The following is a 15,548-nucleotide window of genomic DNA, read 5'->3' as shown; positions in this document are numbered from 1 at the left end:
AACAGGTGCTGTTACATGACGTATCAATTAAGGAGGTTCTGGTGGTAGCGACAGCCCTGGTGCTGGTAGCGGCGCTGTTGCATGCGACGTGGAACACCTTGATCAAGTTCAGTGGCGAGCGCCTTTTAGTCATCGCTTGCATGGACAGTGTGGCGCTGCTGTTCGTGGTATTGGCGGTGGGGTTCGTGTCTTTGCCGCCGCTGGAACTCTGGCCGTGGCTCGTTGCCTCGGCGCTGTTTGAATTGCTCTATCGCTATTTGTTGATCCAGGCCTATCGGGTGGGTGACTTGGGCCTGGTATATCCGTTGATGCGCGGTTTGTCGCCGCTGGTGGTGCTGGTGCTGACCCTGGTGTTTGCCGGCGAAGTGCTGAGTAACCAGCAAATCCTGGGGATTCTGCTGATCCCGTTCGGTATGGTGTGCCTGTTGTGGCAGGGCGGCGGCGGTGACCGGTTGCCCTGGTCGATGCTACCCGTGGTGTTGCTGATCGGCCTGTGCATTGGCTGTTACACCTTTTTGGACGGGCAGGCGTTGCGGCGCTGGTCGCACCCGCTGGATTACCTGGTGTGGTTGACGCTGATCAGCGCCTGGCCGTTTCCGCTGCTGGCGCTGGTGCGCAAGCGTGCAGCCTTCAGCCTGTTCTGGCGCACCCAGTGGCGGTTGGGGTTGAGCGTGGGGTTATGCGTGTTGTTGAGCTACGCTTTGGTACTTTGGGCCATGCAGTTGGGCTCGATTGCCGAAGCCGCCGCGCTGCGCGAAGTCAGTGTGATTCTGGTGGTGCTGTTCGGTATGCGTTACTTGAAAGAACCTTTTGGCCGTCCACGGCTCATAGCCTGTGGGTTGGTGTTGATTGGCATGTTGGTGATGAAACTCTAACCGTCGGATAAAACTAAAAGGAATCGGTGATGACAGTCGCTTTATGGTGTGTATTGATCGCAATCTTTCTGCCGTACATCTGCACCGGTGTGGCCAAGTTCAGTACAGGCAAGTTCGGGCCACGGGATAACCACGACCCGCGTGCCTTCCTCGAGAGCCTGGAAGGCGTCGCCAAGCGTGCTCATAGCGCGCAACTCAACAGTTTCGAAGTGACCCCGGCGTTTGCCGCCGCCGTCATCATTGCGCACCTGGCCGGCAACGCCGAACTGGTGACGATCAACGTGCTGGCAGTGCTGTTTATCACCAGCCGCCTGCTGTACATCATTTGCTACCTGGCGGACTGGGCGATCTTGCGTTCGCTGGTGTGGGCCGTGGGTATGGCGTTGATTGCGAGTTTCTTCTTCGTCTCGATCTGAGGGATGACGCCGTCGCTATGCGGGAGGGAGCAAGCCCTGCTGTTGATCAATTAAATGTGGGAGCTGGCTTGCCTGCGAAAGCGGTCGTGCCGTAACAGATGCACTGACTGACACACCGCCTTCGCGGGCAAGCCCGCTCCCACAGGGGATTTGCGATAACTGGCTGGGATCAGGGCAAGCCCCCACCCACATTGACTATCAGAGGTTGTCAGGTGCCGGCAGGCGCATCCGGCACCTGTGGCAACGCCGCGCCTTTGGGCCACAGCATCCAGATCTGCCCTTGCTGTTTCATGTTTCCCGCCAACTCGCCTGCGGCATTGCCTGTGCCCCAGAACAGATCTGCGCGCACTTCGCCGGTGATTGCGCCGCCGGTGTCCTGCGCGGCGACCGGGCGTGCCAGTGGCGTGCCGTCCGGCTTGGTGGTCGACAACCACAACAGGCTGCCCAGCGGAATCACCTTGCGATCCACCGCCACGCTGTAGCCGGCGGTCAATGGCACGTTCAGCGAACCGCGCGGGCCTTCGTTGCTGTCGGGGCGGGCGCTGAAGAATACGTAGCTGGGGTTGCTCGCCAACAGTTCTGGAATGCGCTGCGGGTGGGCCTTGGCCCAGGCGCTGATGGCGGCCATGGTCACGTCTTCTTTTTTCAGTTCGCCTTGTTCCACCAGCCAACGGCCTATGGGGCGGTACGGGTAGCCGTTCTGGTCGCCGTAACCCACACGCAGTTGGCGCCCACCGGCCAGTTGAATACGCCCCGAGCCCTGGATCTGCAGGAATTGCAGGTCCATCGGGTCGGTCAGCCAGGCGATCGGCTTGGCGGTGGAGCCTTGGCTGTTGAGGGTGCTGGCGTCGTCATACGGCTTGAGCACACGACCTTCCAGGCGCCCGCGCAGGCGCTTGCCCTTGAGTTCCGGGTAGATGCTGTCGAGGTTGACGATGATCAGGTCGTCCGGCACGCCGTATACCGGCACGTGGGCGGTGGCGGTCTTGGTCAGGCTGCCGGGGTAGACCGGCTCGTAATAACCTGTGATCAAGCCGTTTGGCGTGTTGTCCGCCGAACGCAGGCCGAAGACATCCAGGTGTTCCTTGAGAAAGCCACGAACCGCCACGGCATCGCCCGGAACGCTGGTCGCTGCCGCGCAGGTCGGGCCCCAGATCGGGTCGGCCTTGAGGCGCTGGCAGGCGCTGCGCCAGGATTCGAAGCCGGCGAGCAAGTCGCTGTCGGAAACGCTCGGCAAGGCTTCCCACGGTGCGCTCACGTACGTGGCAACGGCGTGAGGTTTGGTGGGTTCCTGGGCAGCTTCTTTGCCGGCGTCTTTACCGGCATCGCAGCCGGCCAGTAGCGCGAACATTGGCAGAGCCCACGCCAGGCGCCGGCCCCAGGGTTTGAAGGTGACATTCATGCAAGCAATTCCTGAAACGATTGCCCGTGCTTCACTGCATTCGGGCAACCCTTATTATTAATAGGGCTATTGGTCTTTGCGGGCGGTGCGAGGATACTGGCCGCCGTTTCCCGTGACCTTGAAGCCATGATGATGTTAAAAAAATTGACCGTTGTATTGCTGGCCTGCCTGGCAGTGTCTGCCTGTGGCGGTGTTGATCCCAATTCCCCCCTGGGCCAGCGCAAGGCGATCTTCAAGCAGATGCTCAAGACTGGTGAAGACCTGGGCGGGATGCTGCGCGGGCGTATCCCATTTGACGGCGCCAAGTTCGCCGAGGGTGCGGTCAAACTGGATGCGTTGTCCCATGAGCCGTGGAAGCATTTCCCGAGCGTGCGCGAAGAAGACCACACCAGTGCCAAAGATGATGTGTGGCAAAAACAGGCGCAGTTCCAACAATTGGCCCGCGATCTTGAGGCGGCCACCGGTGAATTGGTGATCGCCAGCCAAGTGCAGCCCTACAAGGCCAGCAGCCTGCAACCTGCGGTGCAAAAAGTTGAAGATGCCTGCAGCGCCTGCCATAAACAGTTCCGCGATCATTGACCGGTTTTACTGGTCAAGTTCTTCCACCGCGTCTTGCAGCTCTTTGCGCGAGTCGGCCAGCTTCTCCTTACGTTTGTTGATCTTGTCCGGGTCGCCTTTTTTCATAGCCTTGTCGAGGTCGGCCTGACGGCGGCTGACTTCGTGCTTGGCGTCGAGCACCTTGTTTTCACGTTCTTTCTTCAAGCCGGCATCGGTGCAGTGGGTAGTGACTTCGTCCAAGGCTTTTTCCAAACCGGCCTGCTGGGCGCGGTTACCGTGGGCCTTGGCCTGTTCGATCTGGCTGCTGATGGCCTGGCGCTTGGCGGCGCAGCCGGTGAGGGGTTGTACGTCTTCGGCGGCCAACAGCGGCGTGGCCATGAAGCTTGCGACGGTCAGCAAGGCAAAGGGGGCGAGAAATTTCATATAAAGCTCCAAGTTCGCAATCAGGTGGCCGGGGGTGTTCAAAACCCATCTATCCCGGCTACGCGTAATGTTTCAGCCAAGGCTTGTACCTGCGGGTCGCGAAAAAAAGCGCTGAGTTGCGCCGCGCGTCCCGGGCCAATGCCGTCTGAGGCCAGCCAGGCTTGGGGGTCTTTGGCGACCAGCGTCTGCCAGTTACCTTCCAGGTTGTTGCGCGCCGCTGGCGGTATGCCCAAGGCGCGGAGCCATTGTAAAAAAGGGCGTTGCCGGGCGCTTTGAATACTGTCGAGCACCCGCGCACGGGTCCGCTCGCCTAAGCCCTCAATGGTAGCAAGCTCGGCCGCATCCAGGGTCAACCAATCGAGAAAGCCTGCGATTAGACCGGCCTGAATCAATACGTTCCAGGTTTCACGGCCCATATGGGGTAAGGCCAGGCCGTGTTTGCCGCTCAGCCAGGTGAGGCGGGCGAGCAACTGATCTTCGCAGCCGGGGTCCAGTTGCCAGCAGCTCAAAGCGTGGAAGTCTTGAGGGTCGGGTACCTTCAGGTCCACGCGCGTCTCGTTGCGCAGGATCACCTCGTCCAGTCGCGGTATCACCTGGCCCGCCAGGCTGATCGACACATGATCGCCGGGGCGGATATCCAGGGCTTGCCAGCGTTTCAGGGAGCTGGCACTGACCCGGCTGATCTGCCGATCATCCAGCCGCACGGGTTCCAGTTCGAGGATTGGAGTAATGCGCCCGGTGCGCCCCACCCTGAACTGGACATTGCGTACCAGGGCCAGGGCCTTGATGGCAGGGTACTTCCAGGCAACCGACCAATACGGCGCACTGGCTTGCCAGCGCTCGGCGGGCGCTCGCGCAGCCTGGTGCAGCACCACGCCATCGCTGGCGAAAGGCAATGCCGCGTTGTACCAGTGCGTGCGCCAATGCGCAGCTTCGCTAATGGAAGCGACGGGTTGGCTGTACTGCTGGCTGTCGCTAAACCCCCAGCGCGCCAGGGTGGCCAGGCGTTCGGTGAAGTCCTTCGGGCCGTCGGGCCATGCCCAGACGAACAGGCCGATCCCTGCCGCCTCGGCGTCGCTCAATTGGCGACGGTTCATCAGGCCAGCCACTTTACTGCGTGCATTGAGCCCGCCCTTGAGCGCTTGCACATGGTGATTGAGGCGCCAATAGAGTTCGCCTTGCAGCACCACGTCAACGGCGTCGGGCAACTGTTGGACAATGCCGGGGATCTTGGCGGCGGAGGCTGACCAGTCGTGCCCCAGCAGGCCGTCGCCCCGACTGATGAGCTGGTGCAAGCGGCCCTGGCGATACACCAGGGTCACCGCGACGCCATCGACCTTGGGTTGGACCCATACATCCCGGCGTGTGCTAAGCCAGTCACTGACGGCAGGCTCGCCCGGCAGCTTTTGCAGACCGGTGTGCGCGACCGGGTGACGTAGGGTGCCGCGCGCACTGGCTAGCGGGTTATCAGCCTTGGGGGGCTGCTGGCGGGCGCATTCTTGCCAATGCGCGAGGCGCTTGCGGGCCTGGTCGTAGAGTTCATCGCTGATCAGGGATTGGCCCTGCCGATGGTAGCTGTCGTCCCACTGCTGGATTTGCCTGGACAGGGTTTCCAACTGCAAGTGAACGTTATCCGGACAGGCTTCGGCCCAGGCCCAGGCTGGCAGGGCGCTTATGAGAGCAGCCAGTAATACGTGCATCATGAGCATCCTTGCTCGAAAAGGGCGCCCAGCCTAAGTGATCCACGCGCCCACAAAAAAGCCCCGACCGAGCGGGGCTTTTTACCGGGTATTTCTGTTTACTTGAACAGGCCGCCCAAGGCCTTCACAGCGTCGTTGTTTTCAGCCTTGGCCTGCTGTTTTTGCTGCTTGGCGTCGACTTTTGCCTGGCTGTCGGCGAGTTTGTTGCAAGCTTTGTTGACCTGCTCCAGCGCAGCCTCATATGCCCGCACTTTCAACAGATCGTTCTTGGCATTGGCCGCGTCGATCTTGGCTTGCAGGTCTTTGGGTTGCTGCTGGCAGTCGCCGGCGTTGCCGCCACCGAGCTGGGCACTCAGGGCGCCGCTCAGCGCGTTCAGGTCAGCGGCCTGGGCCGACAGGGTGAACAGGCTGAGCAGAAGGGCGGCAGGGGCGAGCGTGGAAATGCGCATGAAAACCTCAATGTTCGATTGCCTGCGCGCTTATCCATCCCGGGCGGGCGCAGTGCAATATCCAAATAAGGTGAAGGGCCCGAGAGGGCGCGGATTCTAGTGGGCCATCATTTTGCCTGCAAGCCTTGGATCCAAAAAAGCCCGAAGAGGCCCTGCAGGCAACAAAAAGCCCCGCCAGGCAGACCTGGCGGGGCTCTATTTACCGCGAACGATTACAGGCCGGCGGCGGTACGCAGGTCGTTGGCGCGGTCGGTTTTTTCCCAGGTGAAGGTACTGAAGGTGTCATCACCCACAGTCTTCTGCGCCGGGGTGCGGCCGAAGTGGCCGTAGGCTGCGGTTTCCTGGTACATCGGGTGCAGCAGGTCGAGCATGGTGGTGATCGCGTAAGGGCGCAGGTCGAAGATCTCACGCACCAGTTTGACGATCTTGTCATCGCTGATCTTGCCGGTGCCGAAGGTGTTCAGCGAGATCGACGTAGGCTGGGCGACGCCAATGGCGTAGGAAACCTGGATTTCGCAGCGCTCGGCCAGGCCGGCAGCCACGATGTTCTTGGCCACATAACGACCGGCGTAAGCCGCAGAGCGGTCAACCTTGGACGGGTCCTTGCCGGAGAATGCACCACCGCCGTGACGGGCCATGCCGCCGTAGCTGTCGACGATGATCTTGCGGCCGGTCAGGCCGCAGTCGCCCACGGGGCCACCGATGATGAACTGGCCGGTCGGGTTGATGTGGAACTGGGTATCCTTGGTCAGCAGTTCGGCAGGCAGTACGTGCTTGACGATCAGTTCCATCACGCCTTCACGCAGGTCGGCGTAGGACACATCCGGGTTGTGCTGGGTCGACAGTACGACGGCGTCGATGCCCACCACTTTGCCGCCTTCGTAGCGGCAGGTCACCTGGGACTTGGCGTCCGGGCGCAGCCATGGCAGTACGCCGGATTTGCGCGCCTCGGCCTGGCGTTGTACCAGCTGGTGCGAGAAGGTGATCGGCGCGGGCATCAGTACGTCGGTTTCGTTGCTGGCGTAGCCGAACATCAGGCCCTGGTCGCCGGCGCCCTGGTCTTCAGGTTTGGCCCGGTCAACGCCCTGGTTGATGTCCGGGGACTGCTTGCCGATGATGTTCATCACGCCGCAGGTTGCGCCGTCAAAGCCGACGTCGGAGCTGTTGTAGCCAATGTCGGTGATCACGTCACGCACGATCTGCTCCAGGTCGACCCAGGCAGTGGTGGTAACTTCGCCGGCGATGATCGCCACGCCCGTTTTCACCAGCGTCTCGCACGCCACACGGGCGAACTTGTCTTCAGCGATGATAGCGTCCAGCACCGCATCAGAAATCTGGTCGGCGATTTTGTCCGGATGCCCTTCAGACACGGACTCGGAGGTGAAAAGGGAGTATTCGCTCATCTCGATGTTTTCCTGATATTTACCGATGGTGAGTGTCGCCAGCCGGTCGCTGAAAATGGCGGACCTGAATCTGGAAACCATTACGTAAACCTACATAGAGGCTTTCCCCGGGAACGAGTCCCGCAGCGGTGGCCCAACGGGCCAGATCGTCCTGTTCAAAACCCAGCCAGAGATCACCGCAGGCCTCCTTGGCCCAATTCTGGTTGTGGCTGCATAAATCCGTAACCAGCAGGCTACCGCCGGGGTGCAGCAACCCGGCCATTTGCTTGAGAGCTTCTGCCGGGGCGGCGAAATGGTGCAAGACCATGTTCAGCACCACGCAATCGGCTCGCAGGCCGGTGTCACTCAGGGCGTCGGCCAACTGCAGGCGCACATTGCCCAAGGCTTCGCGCTCACAGAGTTGGCGCGCCAGTTCAAGCATCGCCGGGCTGTTATCCAGCGCGGTGACCTGCTCGAAGCGACGCGCCAGTTCGGGCAGGAAACCGCCGTCGCCAGGGCCGACTTCCAAGGCCGTGGCCTCTTCACTGAAGCTCAGCTTGTCCAGCAGCGCCAGTACGCTTTCGCGGTACTGGGCCAAGCCGGCGATCAGATCCTGCTGGGCGCGAAACTTGTCGGCCACCCGTGAGAAAAAATCCTGGCTGGCGGCGGCGCGTTGTCCGTGCACCTGGCCGATGCGCGATTGCACATCGCCGGGCAGGCACAAGTTATCCACTTCGTCGAGCAGGGCAGCGTGCAATTTTCCGCCAAGCAGTTCGGTATGGGGCAGGGCACGCCGGTAGAAAATCGCATTGCCTTCGCGACGGGTAGCCACCAGGTCGGCCTGGGCCAGCACCTTCAAATGGTGGCTCATGCCGGACTGGCCGATGGCGAAGATCTGCGCCAGCTCCAGTACCCCGAAAGAATCGTTGGCCAGTGCGCGCAGTACGTTCAAGCGCAACGGATCGCCAGCGGCCTTGCACAAGGCAGCCAGTTCATCGCCGTCGTCAGGACGCAGGGAGGGCACGGGTAGGTTCATAAGGCCAGCAGTCTAGTGACGGGTGTAGATCCCCGCAAGGCCAATATCAAAAAGTTTTGATATTGATCGATAAGTGGCGGTTATAAGCCATCGCTATAACCTTTAGACGAACCGGTTAAAGGTTTCTGCAAGGGATTGATGCCCAAAGCACAGGAAAAACGCCCACAAGTAACTATCTTTCATTGCCCGCAGGCGGTGGCTGAGGGAAAATGCCGGTCCTTTTTTCCGTTTCTTTATAAGCAAACTCCAGGAGATCAGCGATGCCCAGCCGTCGTGAGCGTGCCAACGCCATTCGTGCCCTCAGCATGGATGCCGTGCAAAAAGCCAACAGCGGCCATCCCGGTGCCCCGATGGGCATGGCGGATATCGCCGAGGTACTTTGGCGTGACTACCTGAAACACAACCCGAGCAACCCGTCGTTCGCCGACCGTGACCGCTTCGTGCTGTCCAACGGCCACGGCTCGATGCTGATTTATTCGCTGCTGCACCTGACCGGCTACGACGTCACCATTGACGACCTCAAGAGCTTCCGCCAGCTGCACAGCCGTACCCCGGGCCACCCGGAGTTCGGCTACACCCCAGGCGTGGAAACCACCACCGGCCCCCTGGGCCAAGGCCTGGCCAATGCGGTTGGTTTCGCCCTGGCGGAAAAAGTCCTGGGCGCGCAGTTCAACCGCCCTGGCCACGACATCGTTGACCACCACACCTACGTGTTCCTGGGTGATGGCTGCATGATGGAAGGCATTTCCCACGAAGTCGCCTCCCTGGCCGGTACCCTGGGCCTGGGCAAGCTGATTGCCTTCTACGATGACAACGGCATCTCCATCGACGGCGAAGTCGAAGGCTGGTTCACTGACGACACGCCTAAGCGTTTCGAAGCCTACAACTGGCAGGTGATCCGCAATGTCGACGGCCACGATCCGGAAGAGATCAAGACCGCTATCGACACCGCTCGCAAGAGCGCGCAGCCAACCCTGATCTGCTGCAAGACCACCATCGGTTTCGGCTCGCCGAACAAGCAGGGTAAAGAAGACTGCCACGGCGCCCCGCTGGGTGACGCGGAAATCGCCCTGACCCGCGAAGCACTGAAGTGGAACCACGGCCCGTTCGAAATCCCGGCCGATATCTACGCCGAATGGGATGCCAAGGAAAAAGGCCTGGCGGCTGAATCCGAGTGGGACCAGCGTTTCGCTGCGTACTCCGCCGAATTCCCGGAATTGGCCAACGAGCTGGTGCGCCGCCTGGCCGGTGACCTGCCTGCCGACTTCTCGGAAAAGGCCTCGGCCTACATCGCTGAAGTCGCGGCCAAGGGCGAGACCATCGCCAGCCGTAAAGCCAGCCAGAACACCCTGAACGCCTTTGGCCCGTTGCTGCCTGAGTTCCTCGGCGGTTCGGCTGACCTGGCCGGTTCCAACTTGACCCTGTGGAAGGGGTGCAAGGGTGTCTCTGCCGAAGACGCCAGCGGCAACTACATGTACTACGGCGTGCGCGAGTTCGGCATGAGCGCCATCATGAACGGCGTGTCCCTGCACGGCGGCCTGGTGCCTTACGGCGCGACCTTCCTGATGTTCATGGAATACGCACGTAACGCCGTACGTATGGCGGCGCTGATGAAGAAGCGCGTGATCCACGTCTACACCCACGACTCCATCGGCCTGGGCGAAGACGGCCCGACGCACCAGCCGGTCGAGCAACTGACCAGCCTGCGCACTACGCCGAACCTCGATTGCTGGCGCCCAGCCGATGCGGTGGAATCCGCTGTGGCCTGGAAGCACGCCATCGAGCGCAAGGACGGCCCTTCGGCGCTGATCTTCTCGCGTCAGAACCTGCAACACCAGGTGCGTACCGACGCGCAGATCGCCGACATCAGCCGTGGCGGTTATGTGCTCAAGGACTGCATCGGCGAGCCGGAGCTGATCCTGATCTCCACCGGTTCCGAAGTGGGCCTGACCGTTCAGGCGTACGACAAGCTGACCGAGCAAGGCCGCAACGTGCGCGTTGTGTCCATGCCCTGCACCAGCGTGTTCGAAGCCCAGGACGCCGGTTACAAGCAATCGGTATTGCCGTTGCAGGTCAGTGCGCGTATCGCCATCGAAGCGGCTCACGCCGACTACTGGTACAAGTACGTGGGCCTGGAAGGCCGTGTGATCGGCATGACCACCTACGGTGAGTCGGCGCCGGCGCCAGCGTTGTTCGAAGAGTTCGGTTTCACCCTGGAAAACATCCTGGGTCAGGCTGAAGAGTTGCTGGAAGACTAAGTCAGTCTGCGTTGTCTGTACTGGCGCCATCGCGGGCAAGCCCGCTCCCACATTTGGATCGCGGTCCACTGTGGGAGCGGGCTTGCCCGCGATGGCGCCAGTACATTCATCACTGAACTAACCTTGATCGAGAACCCCATGCCCCAACCGCGTCCCTACAAAGTTGCACTCAACGGCTACGGCCGCATTGGTCGTTGCGTCTTGCGTGCTCTGTTCGAGCGAGGGGCGGCGGCCGGGTTTGAAATTGTCGCGATCAATGATCTGGCCGACATGGCCAGCATCGAATACCTGACACGCTTTGACTCCACCCACGGCCGTTTCCCTGGCGAAGTGCGGGTTGAAGGCGATTGTCTGCATATCAATGGCAACTGCGTGCAAGTGTTGCGCAGTGCCACCCCCGAAGGCATCGACTGGAAAGCACTGGGCGTCGACCTAGTGCTGGAATGCTCCGGTGTTTATCACACCCGTGCCGATGGCCAGCGTTTTCTCGACGCCGGCGCACCGCGTGTGCTGTTTTCCCAGCCGATGGCCAGCGAGGCGGATGTCGACGCCACCATCGTCTACGGCATCAACCAGGACTGCCTGACCGGCGATGAGCTGCTGGTGTCCAACGCGTCGTGTACCACCAACTGCAGCGTGCCGTTGCTGCGCCTGCTGGACCAGGCGATCGGCCTGGATTACGTGTCGATCACCACGATTCACTCGGCGATGAACGACCAGCCGGTCATCGACGCCTATCACCACGAAGACCTGCGGCGCACGCGTTCGGCGTTCCAGTCAGTGATTCCGGTGTCCACCGGCCTGGCGCGTGGCATCGAGCGACTGCTGCCGGAACTTGCCGGGCGAATCCAGGCCAAAGCCGTACGGGTGCCGACGGTGAATGTGTCTTGCCTGGATATCACCATGCAAACCGTCAGTGACACTGACGCGGCCGAAGTCAACCGGATCCTGCGCGACGCCGCCACCAGCGGCCCGCTCAAAGGTCTGTTGGCCTACACCGAGCTGCCCCACGCCAGTTGCGATTTCAACCATGACCCGCATTCGGCGATTGTCGATGCCAGCCAGACCCGCGTTTCCGGCCCCAGGCTTGTGAACATTCTGGCCTGGTTCGACAACGAATGGGGCTTTGCCAACCGCATGCTGGATGTTGCCGAACACTATCTGCACATCGCTTCTAAACAACCTCAACAGTAATTCAGGAACTGCGACCCATGACCGTGTTGAAGATGACCGACCTCGATCTGCAAGGTAAGCGCGTACTGATCCGCGAAGACCTCAACGTCCCCGTCAAGGACGGTGTTGTCACCAGCGATGCGCGAATCCTGGCCTCGCTGCCGACCATCAAGCTGGCCCTGGAAAAAGGCGCGGCCGTGATGGTCTGCTCCCACCTGGGTCGCCCGACCGAAGGTGAGTTCTCTGCCGAAAACAGCCTCAAGCCGGTCGCCGAGTACCTGAGCAAGGCCCTGGGCCGTGACGTGCCATTGGTCGCAGACTACCTGGGCGGCGTGGACGTGAAAGCCGGCGATATCGTGCTGTTCGAAAACGTGCGCTTCAACAAGGGCGAGAAAAAGAACAGCGACGAACTGGCCCAGCAATACGCCGCCCTGTGCGACGTGTTTGTGATGGACGCGTTCGGCACCGCCCACCGCGCCGAAGGTTCGACCCAAGGCGTGGCCAAGTTCGCCAAGGTCGCCGCGGCGGGCCCGTTGTTGGCTGCCGAGCTGGATGCGCTGGGCAAGGCCCTGGGCGCTCCGGCCCAACCGATGGCGGCCATTGTTGCCGGCTCCAAGGTGTCCACCAAGCTGGACGTGCTCAACAGCCTGAGCCAGATCTGCAACCAACTGATCGTCGGCGGCGGCATTGCCAACACCTTCCTGGCTGCTGCCGGCCACCCGGTGGGCAAGTCCCTGTACGAGCCAGACCTGCTCGACACCGCCCGCGCCATCGCTTTCAAGGTCAGCGTGCCGTTGCCGGTGGACGTGGTGGTTGCGAAGGAATTCGCGGAAAGCGCCGCGGCGACCGTCAAGCTCATCGCTGACGTGGCCGACGACGACATGATCCTGGACATCGGCCCGCAAACGGCAGCCAACTTCGCCGAGCTGCTCAAGGCATCCCAGACTATCCTGTGGAATGGCCCGGTGGGCGTATTCGAGTTCGACCAATTCGGCAACGGCACCAAAGTGCTGGCTAAAGCGATCGCTGAAAGCTCGGCGTTCTCCATCGCTGGCGGTGGCGATACCCTGGCGGCAATCGATAAATATGGTGTGGCTGATCAGATCTCCTACATTTCTACCGGTGGTGGCGCTTTCCTCGAGTTCGTCGAGGGCAAGGTGTTGCCAGCCGTGGAAGTGCTGGAAACCCGAGCCAAAGGTTAAGGCTCGCGTGATCAGGAAAAGGAGCGTTCCCATGATCAAGTCGTTGGCACTGGTGATCGCAGCGGGCCTGTTGGCCGGCTGCGGCAGCACACCCAGCGCGGCGCCCGAGGCGGATAATGCCAAGGCACCGTTGAGAAAAAGCTGTTACCAGGCTGACTGGCAAGCCGAGACCATGCCGGTGATCAACAAGCGCATCGGCAACGAACGGCTGGAGAAATACGACTCCGCGCCCAACGGTCAGGAACAGGGTTGCCCATGACGGGTCTGATCCACTAACCGACAGCAACGGCGGCCCATAGGCCTCCCTGCGAGGATTGGCAATGAAAGGCGTTTTCGCCCTGGCAGCTCTGGCCCTGTTGGCCGGCTGCAGCAGCATGAACCTGTTCAACAAGGCAGAGCCAGCCGACAAATGGACCACCTGGACCTGCGACAGCAAGGCCGAGGTCAACTGGCGCTTTGCCAACCAGGCCCGTTCCGAAGTGGATGTACGCCTCGGCGGTTCGGACCAGGTTTACCGTCTCAAGCAAGAGGTAGCCGCCTCCGGCGTGCTGTACAGCGACGGCCAGTTGGCGTTTCACACCAAAGGTGAGGAAGGCCTGGTGTACTGGGTGGCGACGGATGATTTGATTGGGCGCGGCTGCAAAGCCAACTGAACCCAACAGCAATAACGATTCAGCAGCACAAGGCTCAACCCCTTGATCTGCAATAACTTGAATAGCAGCCGCCGCTACGGCAGGCTTGCACGATTAACGACCCTCGACCGGGAGAGACAACACAATGGCACTTATCAGCATGCGTCAAATGCTGGACCACGCAGCCGAGTTCGGCTACGGCGTCCCAGCCTTTAACGTCAACAACCTTGAGCAGATGCGCGCCATCATGGAAGCCGCTGACAAGACCGACTCCCCAGTGATCGTCCAGGCTTCGGCCGGTGCGCGCAAATACGCTGGCGCCCCGTTCCTGCGTCACCTGATCCTCGCTGCCATCGAAGAATTCCCGCACATCCCGGTGTGCATGCACCAGGACCACGGCACCAGCCCTGACGTGTGCCAGCGCTCGATCCAACTGGGCTTCAGCTCGGTGATGATGGACGGCTCCCTCGGTGAGGACGGCAAGACCCCAACCGACTACGAGTACAACGTACGCGTGACCCAACAAACCGTGGCCATGGCCCACGCCTGCGGCGTTTCGGTTGAAGGCGAGCTAGGCTGCCTGGGTTCGCTTGAAACCGGCATGGCCGGCGAAGAAGACGGCATCGGCGCCGAAGGCGTGCTGGATCACAGCCAGATGCTGACCGACCCGGAAGAAGCGGCCGACTTCGTCAAGAAGACCCAGGTCGACGCCCTCGCCATCGCCATCGGCACCAGCCACGGCGCCTACAAGTTCACCAAGCCGCCTACCGGCGACGTGCTGGCCATCGACCGCATCAAGGAAATCCACAAGCGCATCCCTAATACCCACCTGGTGATGCACGGTTCTTCCTCGGTACCGCAAGAGTGGCTGGCGATCATCAACCAGTACGGCGGCGACATCAAAGAAACCTACGGCGTACCGGTTGAAGAAATCGTCGAAGGCATCAAGTACGGCGTGCGCAAGGTCAACATCGACACCGACCTGCGCCTGGCCTCCACCGGTGCGATGCGTCGCCTGATGGCCACCAACCCGAGCGAGTTCGACCCGCGTAAATTCTTCGGCGCCACTGTGACGGCGATGCGTGATGTGTGTATTGCACGTTATGAAGCGTTTGGTACGGCGGGTAATGCTTCGAAGATCAAGCCGATCTCGTTGGAAGCAATGTACCAGCGGTATTTGAAAGGTGAGTTGAACGCTAAGGTGAACTGAGCCTCAAGTGTTAATAAAAAGCCCGCAGCGATGCGGGCTTTTTTATGGACACCATTTAATCAACTTGCAGATGATGCGCCGAAACCACGGTGTTCAATGACTCGGAACACATCACTTACATCCTGCACCAGAATGCGTGCGGCATTGGCCACGTTGTTCAGGTCGCGCTCGGCAAAATCCGGCAGGCTGGAGCAAGCCATCAGGTTGAGGTGTTCCAGAGCGGCGTTGAGGCGTTCGCGCAGGCAGGCGTGGAGGTCGAGCAGTGGGGCTTCGCTGTCGATCAGCAGCACGGGGTAGTCGGTGGCGGTTTCGGTGCAGGGGCTGAAGCGGCGGGGTGGCAGTTGTTGGGTCATGGCAAATATTCCTCGTATCTGAAAAGGACTACCGCCATTCGCTGCGAAACGAAGTGGGTGGTAGCTGTGTGCAGGTTCGCAGACCGAGGATACGAGGAACCCGGCAGACCCGAAGGTCTCCCACACACAGCCACCATAAAACAGACGACGGGCGCCGAAGCGCTCATCGTTGTATTCATGATGCTTGGTTACACACGTATCGTTAGGGCTGCGAAACCCTATCGCCGATCAATGCCAGCGACGGGGCGAACTATAAGCGGCGATGTGGCTGGCCGCAACGGTGCTGTAGGACTCACACCGGACCTTGAAGCCGATGCACGGTCAATGTGGGAGCCGGGCTTGCCCGCGATGGCGGTGTGTCAGGCGCCTACGATAGTGGCTGATGTGCCGCCATCGCGGGCAAGCCCGGCTCCCACGGGGGCGGCGGTGTGTTTAAAGCTTTGGATTTATCTGGGAAAAATCCTGTGTCTCACGGGACG

General features: G+C 61.0%; 16 protein-coding genes. 9 read left to right on the top strand and 7 right to left on the bottom strand.

Translation table 11 applies throughout. The features are described 5' to 3' along the window. Positions 1 to 41 precede the first annotated feature (41 nt). Positions 42 to 875 carry an EamA family transporter gene (locus RHM69_RS18945; RefSeq protein WP_019817441.1) on the top strand — a complete coding sequence of 278 codons (834 nt, stop codon included), beginning with the start codon at positions 42 to 44 and terminating at the stop codon, positions 873 to 875. 29 nt (positions 876 to 904) lie between these two features. Beyond that, positions 905 to 1,291 carry an MAPEG family protein gene (locus tag RHM69_RS18940; protein WP_014720286.1) on the top strand — a complete coding sequence of 129 codons (387 nt, stop codon included), beginning with the start codon at positions 905 to 907 and terminating at the stop codon, positions 1,289 to 1,291. A gap of 208 nt (positions 1,292 to 1,499) precedes the next feature. Here the strand turns inward: RHM69_RS18940 and RHM69_RS18935 are convergent, their stop codons facing one another. Next, a complete protein-coding gene (locus RHM69_RS18935) occupies positions 1,500 to 2,693 on the bottom strand; it encodes a murein transglycosylase A (RefSeq protein ID WP_133633518.1) in 1,194 nt (397 codons plus the stop codon). 129 nt (positions 2,694 to 2,822) lie between these two features. Here RHM69_RS18935 and RHM69_RS18930 point away from each other — a divergent pair, with 129 nt between their 5' ends. After that, positions 2,823 to 3,272: a c-type cytochrome gene (locus RHM69_RS18930; RefSeq protein ID WP_019817443.1), complete on the top strand. Its 450-nt coding sequence runs from the start codon at positions 2,823 to 2,825 to the stop codon at positions 3,270 to 3,272. A gap of 6 nt (positions 3,273 to 3,278) precedes the next feature. Here the strand turns inward: RHM69_RS18930 and RHM69_RS18925 are convergent, their stop codons facing one another. The 5 genes from RHM69_RS18925 to RHM69_RS18905 all read right to left on the bottom strand — a co-directional run bounded on the left by RHM69_RS18925 (position 3,279) and on the right by RHM69_RS18905 (position 8,241). Beyond that, positions 3,279 to 3,674 (bottom strand): DUF1090 domain-containing protein, encoded by a 396-nt coding sequence (locus tag RHM69_RS18925; protein WP_014720283.1) that lies wholly within the window; start codon positions 3,672 to 3,674, stop codon positions 3,279 to 3,281. A gap of 38 nt (positions 3,675 to 3,712) precedes the next feature. Then, positions 3,713 to 5,374, bottom strand: a complete 1,662-nt coding sequence (ligB, locus tag RHM69_RS18920; protein ID WP_122300967.1) for an NAD-dependent DNA ligase LigB — start codon at positions 5,372 to 5,374, stop codon at positions 3,713 to 3,715. 98 nt (positions 5,375 to 5,472) lie between these two features. Continuing rightward, a complete protein-coding gene (locus RHM69_RS18915; protein ID WP_014720281.1) occupies positions 5,473 to 5,823 on the bottom strand; it encodes a DUF1090 family protein in 351 nt (116 codons plus the stop codon). A 212-nt stretch (positions 5,824 to 6,035) separates the two neighbouring features. Further along, positions 6,036 to 7,226 (bottom strand): methionine adenosyltransferase, encoded by a 1,191-nt coding sequence (gene metK / locus RHM69_RS18910; RefSeq protein ID WP_003194964.1) that lies wholly within the window; start codon positions 7,224 to 7,226, stop codon positions 6,036 to 6,038. Positions 7,227 to 7,245: 19 nt separating this feature from the next. Then, positions 7,246 to 8,241, bottom strand: a complete 996-nt coding sequence (locus tag RHM69_RS18905) for an ArsR/SmtB family transcription factor (RefSeq protein ID WP_003194962.1) — start codon at positions 8,239 to 8,241, stop codon at positions 7,246 to 7,248. Positions 8,242 to 8,501: 260 nt separating this feature from the next. On the opposite strand from RHM69_RS18905, the gene tkt reads away from it, so the two are divergent. The 6 genes from tkt to fba all read left to right on the top strand — a co-directional run bounded on the left by tkt (position 8,502) and on the right by fba (position 14,716). After that, positions 8,502 to 10,499: a transketolase gene (gene tkt / locus RHM69_RS18900; RefSeq protein ID WP_019817446.1), complete on the top strand. Its 1,998-nt coding sequence runs from the start codon at positions 8,502 to 8,504 to the stop codon at positions 10,497 to 10,499. 138 nt (positions 10,500 to 10,637) lie between these two features. Then, on the top strand, positions 10,638 to 11,693 hold the full coding sequence (gene epd, locus RHM69_RS18895; protein ID WP_003194958.1) for an erythrose-4-phosphate dehydrogenase: 1,056 nt from the start codon (positions 10,638 to 10,640) through the stop codon (positions 11,691 to 11,693). A gap of 17 nt (positions 11,694 to 11,710) precedes the next feature. Next, entirely contained in the window at positions 11,711 to 12,874 is a 1,164-nt protein-coding gene (locus RHM69_RS18890; RefSeq protein ID WP_191949070.1) for a phosphoglycerate kinase, read from the top strand. 31 nt (positions 12,875 to 12,905) lie between these two features. Further along, positions 12,906 to 13,133, top strand: coding sequence for a hypothetical protein (locus RHM69_RS18885; protein WP_003194953.1), 228 nt, complete (start codon positions 12,906 to 12,908; stop codon positions 13,131 to 13,133). Positions 13,134 to 13,194: 61 nt separating this feature from the next. Then, the gene (locus tag RHM69_RS18880) at positions 13,195 to 13,527 is read left to right on the top strand and encodes an MliC family protein (protein ID WP_014720277.1); all 333 of its coding nucleotides are present in this window, start codon (positions 13,195 to 13,197) and stop codon (positions 13,525 to 13,527) included. Positions 13,528 to 13,651: 124 nt separating this feature from the next. Then, positions 13,652 to 14,716, top strand: a complete 1,065-nt coding sequence (gene fba, locus RHM69_RS18875) for a class II fructose-bisphosphate aldolase (RefSeq protein ID WP_003177554.1) — start codon at positions 13,652 to 13,654, stop codon at positions 14,714 to 14,716. 59 nt (positions 14,717 to 14,775) lie between these two features. Here the strand turns inward: fba and RHM69_RS18870 are convergent, their stop codons facing one another. Further along, positions 14,776 to 15,069, bottom strand: coding sequence for a fructose-bisphosphate aldolase (locus RHM69_RS18870; RefSeq protein WP_200600299.1), 294 nt, complete (start codon positions 15,067 to 15,069; stop codon positions 14,776 to 14,778). Positions 15,070 to 15,548: the final 479 nt, after the last annotated feature.

Origin of the sequence: Pseudomonas sp. CCI1.1 (genome assembly GCF_034348165.1) — a bacterium.
Taxonomy (GTDB): domain Bacteria; phylum Pseudomonadota; class Gammaproteobacteria; order Pseudomonadales; family Pseudomonadaceae; genus Aquipseudomonas; species Aquipseudomonas paracarnis.
Note: the sequence above shows the minus strand (reverse complement) of the source record. Positions and strands in the feature narration are given on the sequence as shown.

What these genes read in the sequence shown, in the direction of transcription:
- epd (WP_003194958.1), top strand. Translation starts at nt 10,638, where the DNA reads ATGCCCCAACCGCGTCCCTACAAAGTTGCACTCAACGGCTACGGCCGC.
- RHM69_RS18870 (WP_200600299.1), bottom strand. Translation starts at nt 15,069, where the DNA reads ATGACCCAACAACTGCCACCCCGCCGCTTCAGCCCCTGCACCGAAACC.
- RHM69_RS18890 (WP_191949070.1), top strand. Translation starts at nt 11,711, where the DNA reads ATGACCGTGTTGAAGATGACCGACCTCGATCTGCAAGGTAAGCGCGTA.
- RHM69_RS18885 (WP_003194953.1), top strand. Translation starts at nt 12,906, where the DNA reads ATGATCAAGTCGTTGGCACTGGTGATCGCAGCGGGCCTGTTGGCCGGC.
- RHM69_RS18880 (WP_014720277.1), top strand. Translation starts at nt 13,195, where the DNA reads ATGAAAGGCGTTTTCGCCCTGGCAGCTCTGGCCCTGTTGGCCGGCTGC.
- ligB (WP_122300967.1), bottom strand. Translation starts at nt 5,374, where the DNA reads ATGCACGTATTACTGGCTGCTCTCATAAGCGCCCTGCCAGCCTGGGCC.
- RHM69_RS18935 (WP_133633518.1), bottom strand. Translation starts at nt 2,693, where the DNA reads ATGAATGTCACCTTCAAACCCTGGGGCCGGCGCCTGGCGTGGGCTCTG.
- metK (WP_003194964.1), bottom strand. Translation starts at nt 7,226, where the DNA reads ATGAGCGAATACTCCCTTTTCACCTCCGAGTCCGTGTCTGAAGGGCAT.
- tkt (WP_019817446.1), top strand. Translation starts at nt 8,502, where the DNA reads ATGCCCAGCCGTCGTGAGCGTGCCAACGCCATTCGTGCCCTCAGCATG.
- fba (WP_003177554.1), top strand. Translation starts at nt 13,652, where the DNA reads ATGGCACTTATCAGCATGCGTCAAATGCTGGACCACGCAGCCGAGTTC.
- RHM69_RS18905 (WP_003194962.1), bottom strand. Translation starts at nt 8,241, where the DNA reads ATGAACCTACCCGTGCCCTCCCTGCGTCCTGACGACGGCGATGAACTG.
- RHM69_RS18940 (WP_014720286.1), top strand. Translation starts at nt 905, where the DNA reads ATGACAGTCGCTTTATGGTGTGTATTGATCGCAATCTTTCTGCCGTAC.
- RHM69_RS18930 (WP_019817443.1), top strand. Translation starts at nt 2,823, where the DNA reads ATGATGTTAAAAAAATTGACCGTTGTATTGCTGGCCTGCCTGGCAGTG.
- RHM69_RS18925 (WP_014720283.1), bottom strand. Translation starts at nt 3,674, where the DNA reads ATGAAATTTCTCGCCCCCTTTGCCTTGCTGACCGTCGCAAGCTTCATG.
- RHM69_RS18915 (WP_014720281.1), bottom strand. Translation starts at nt 5,823, where the DNA reads ATGCGCATTTCCACGCTCGCCCCTGCCGCCCTTCTGCTCAGCCTGTTC.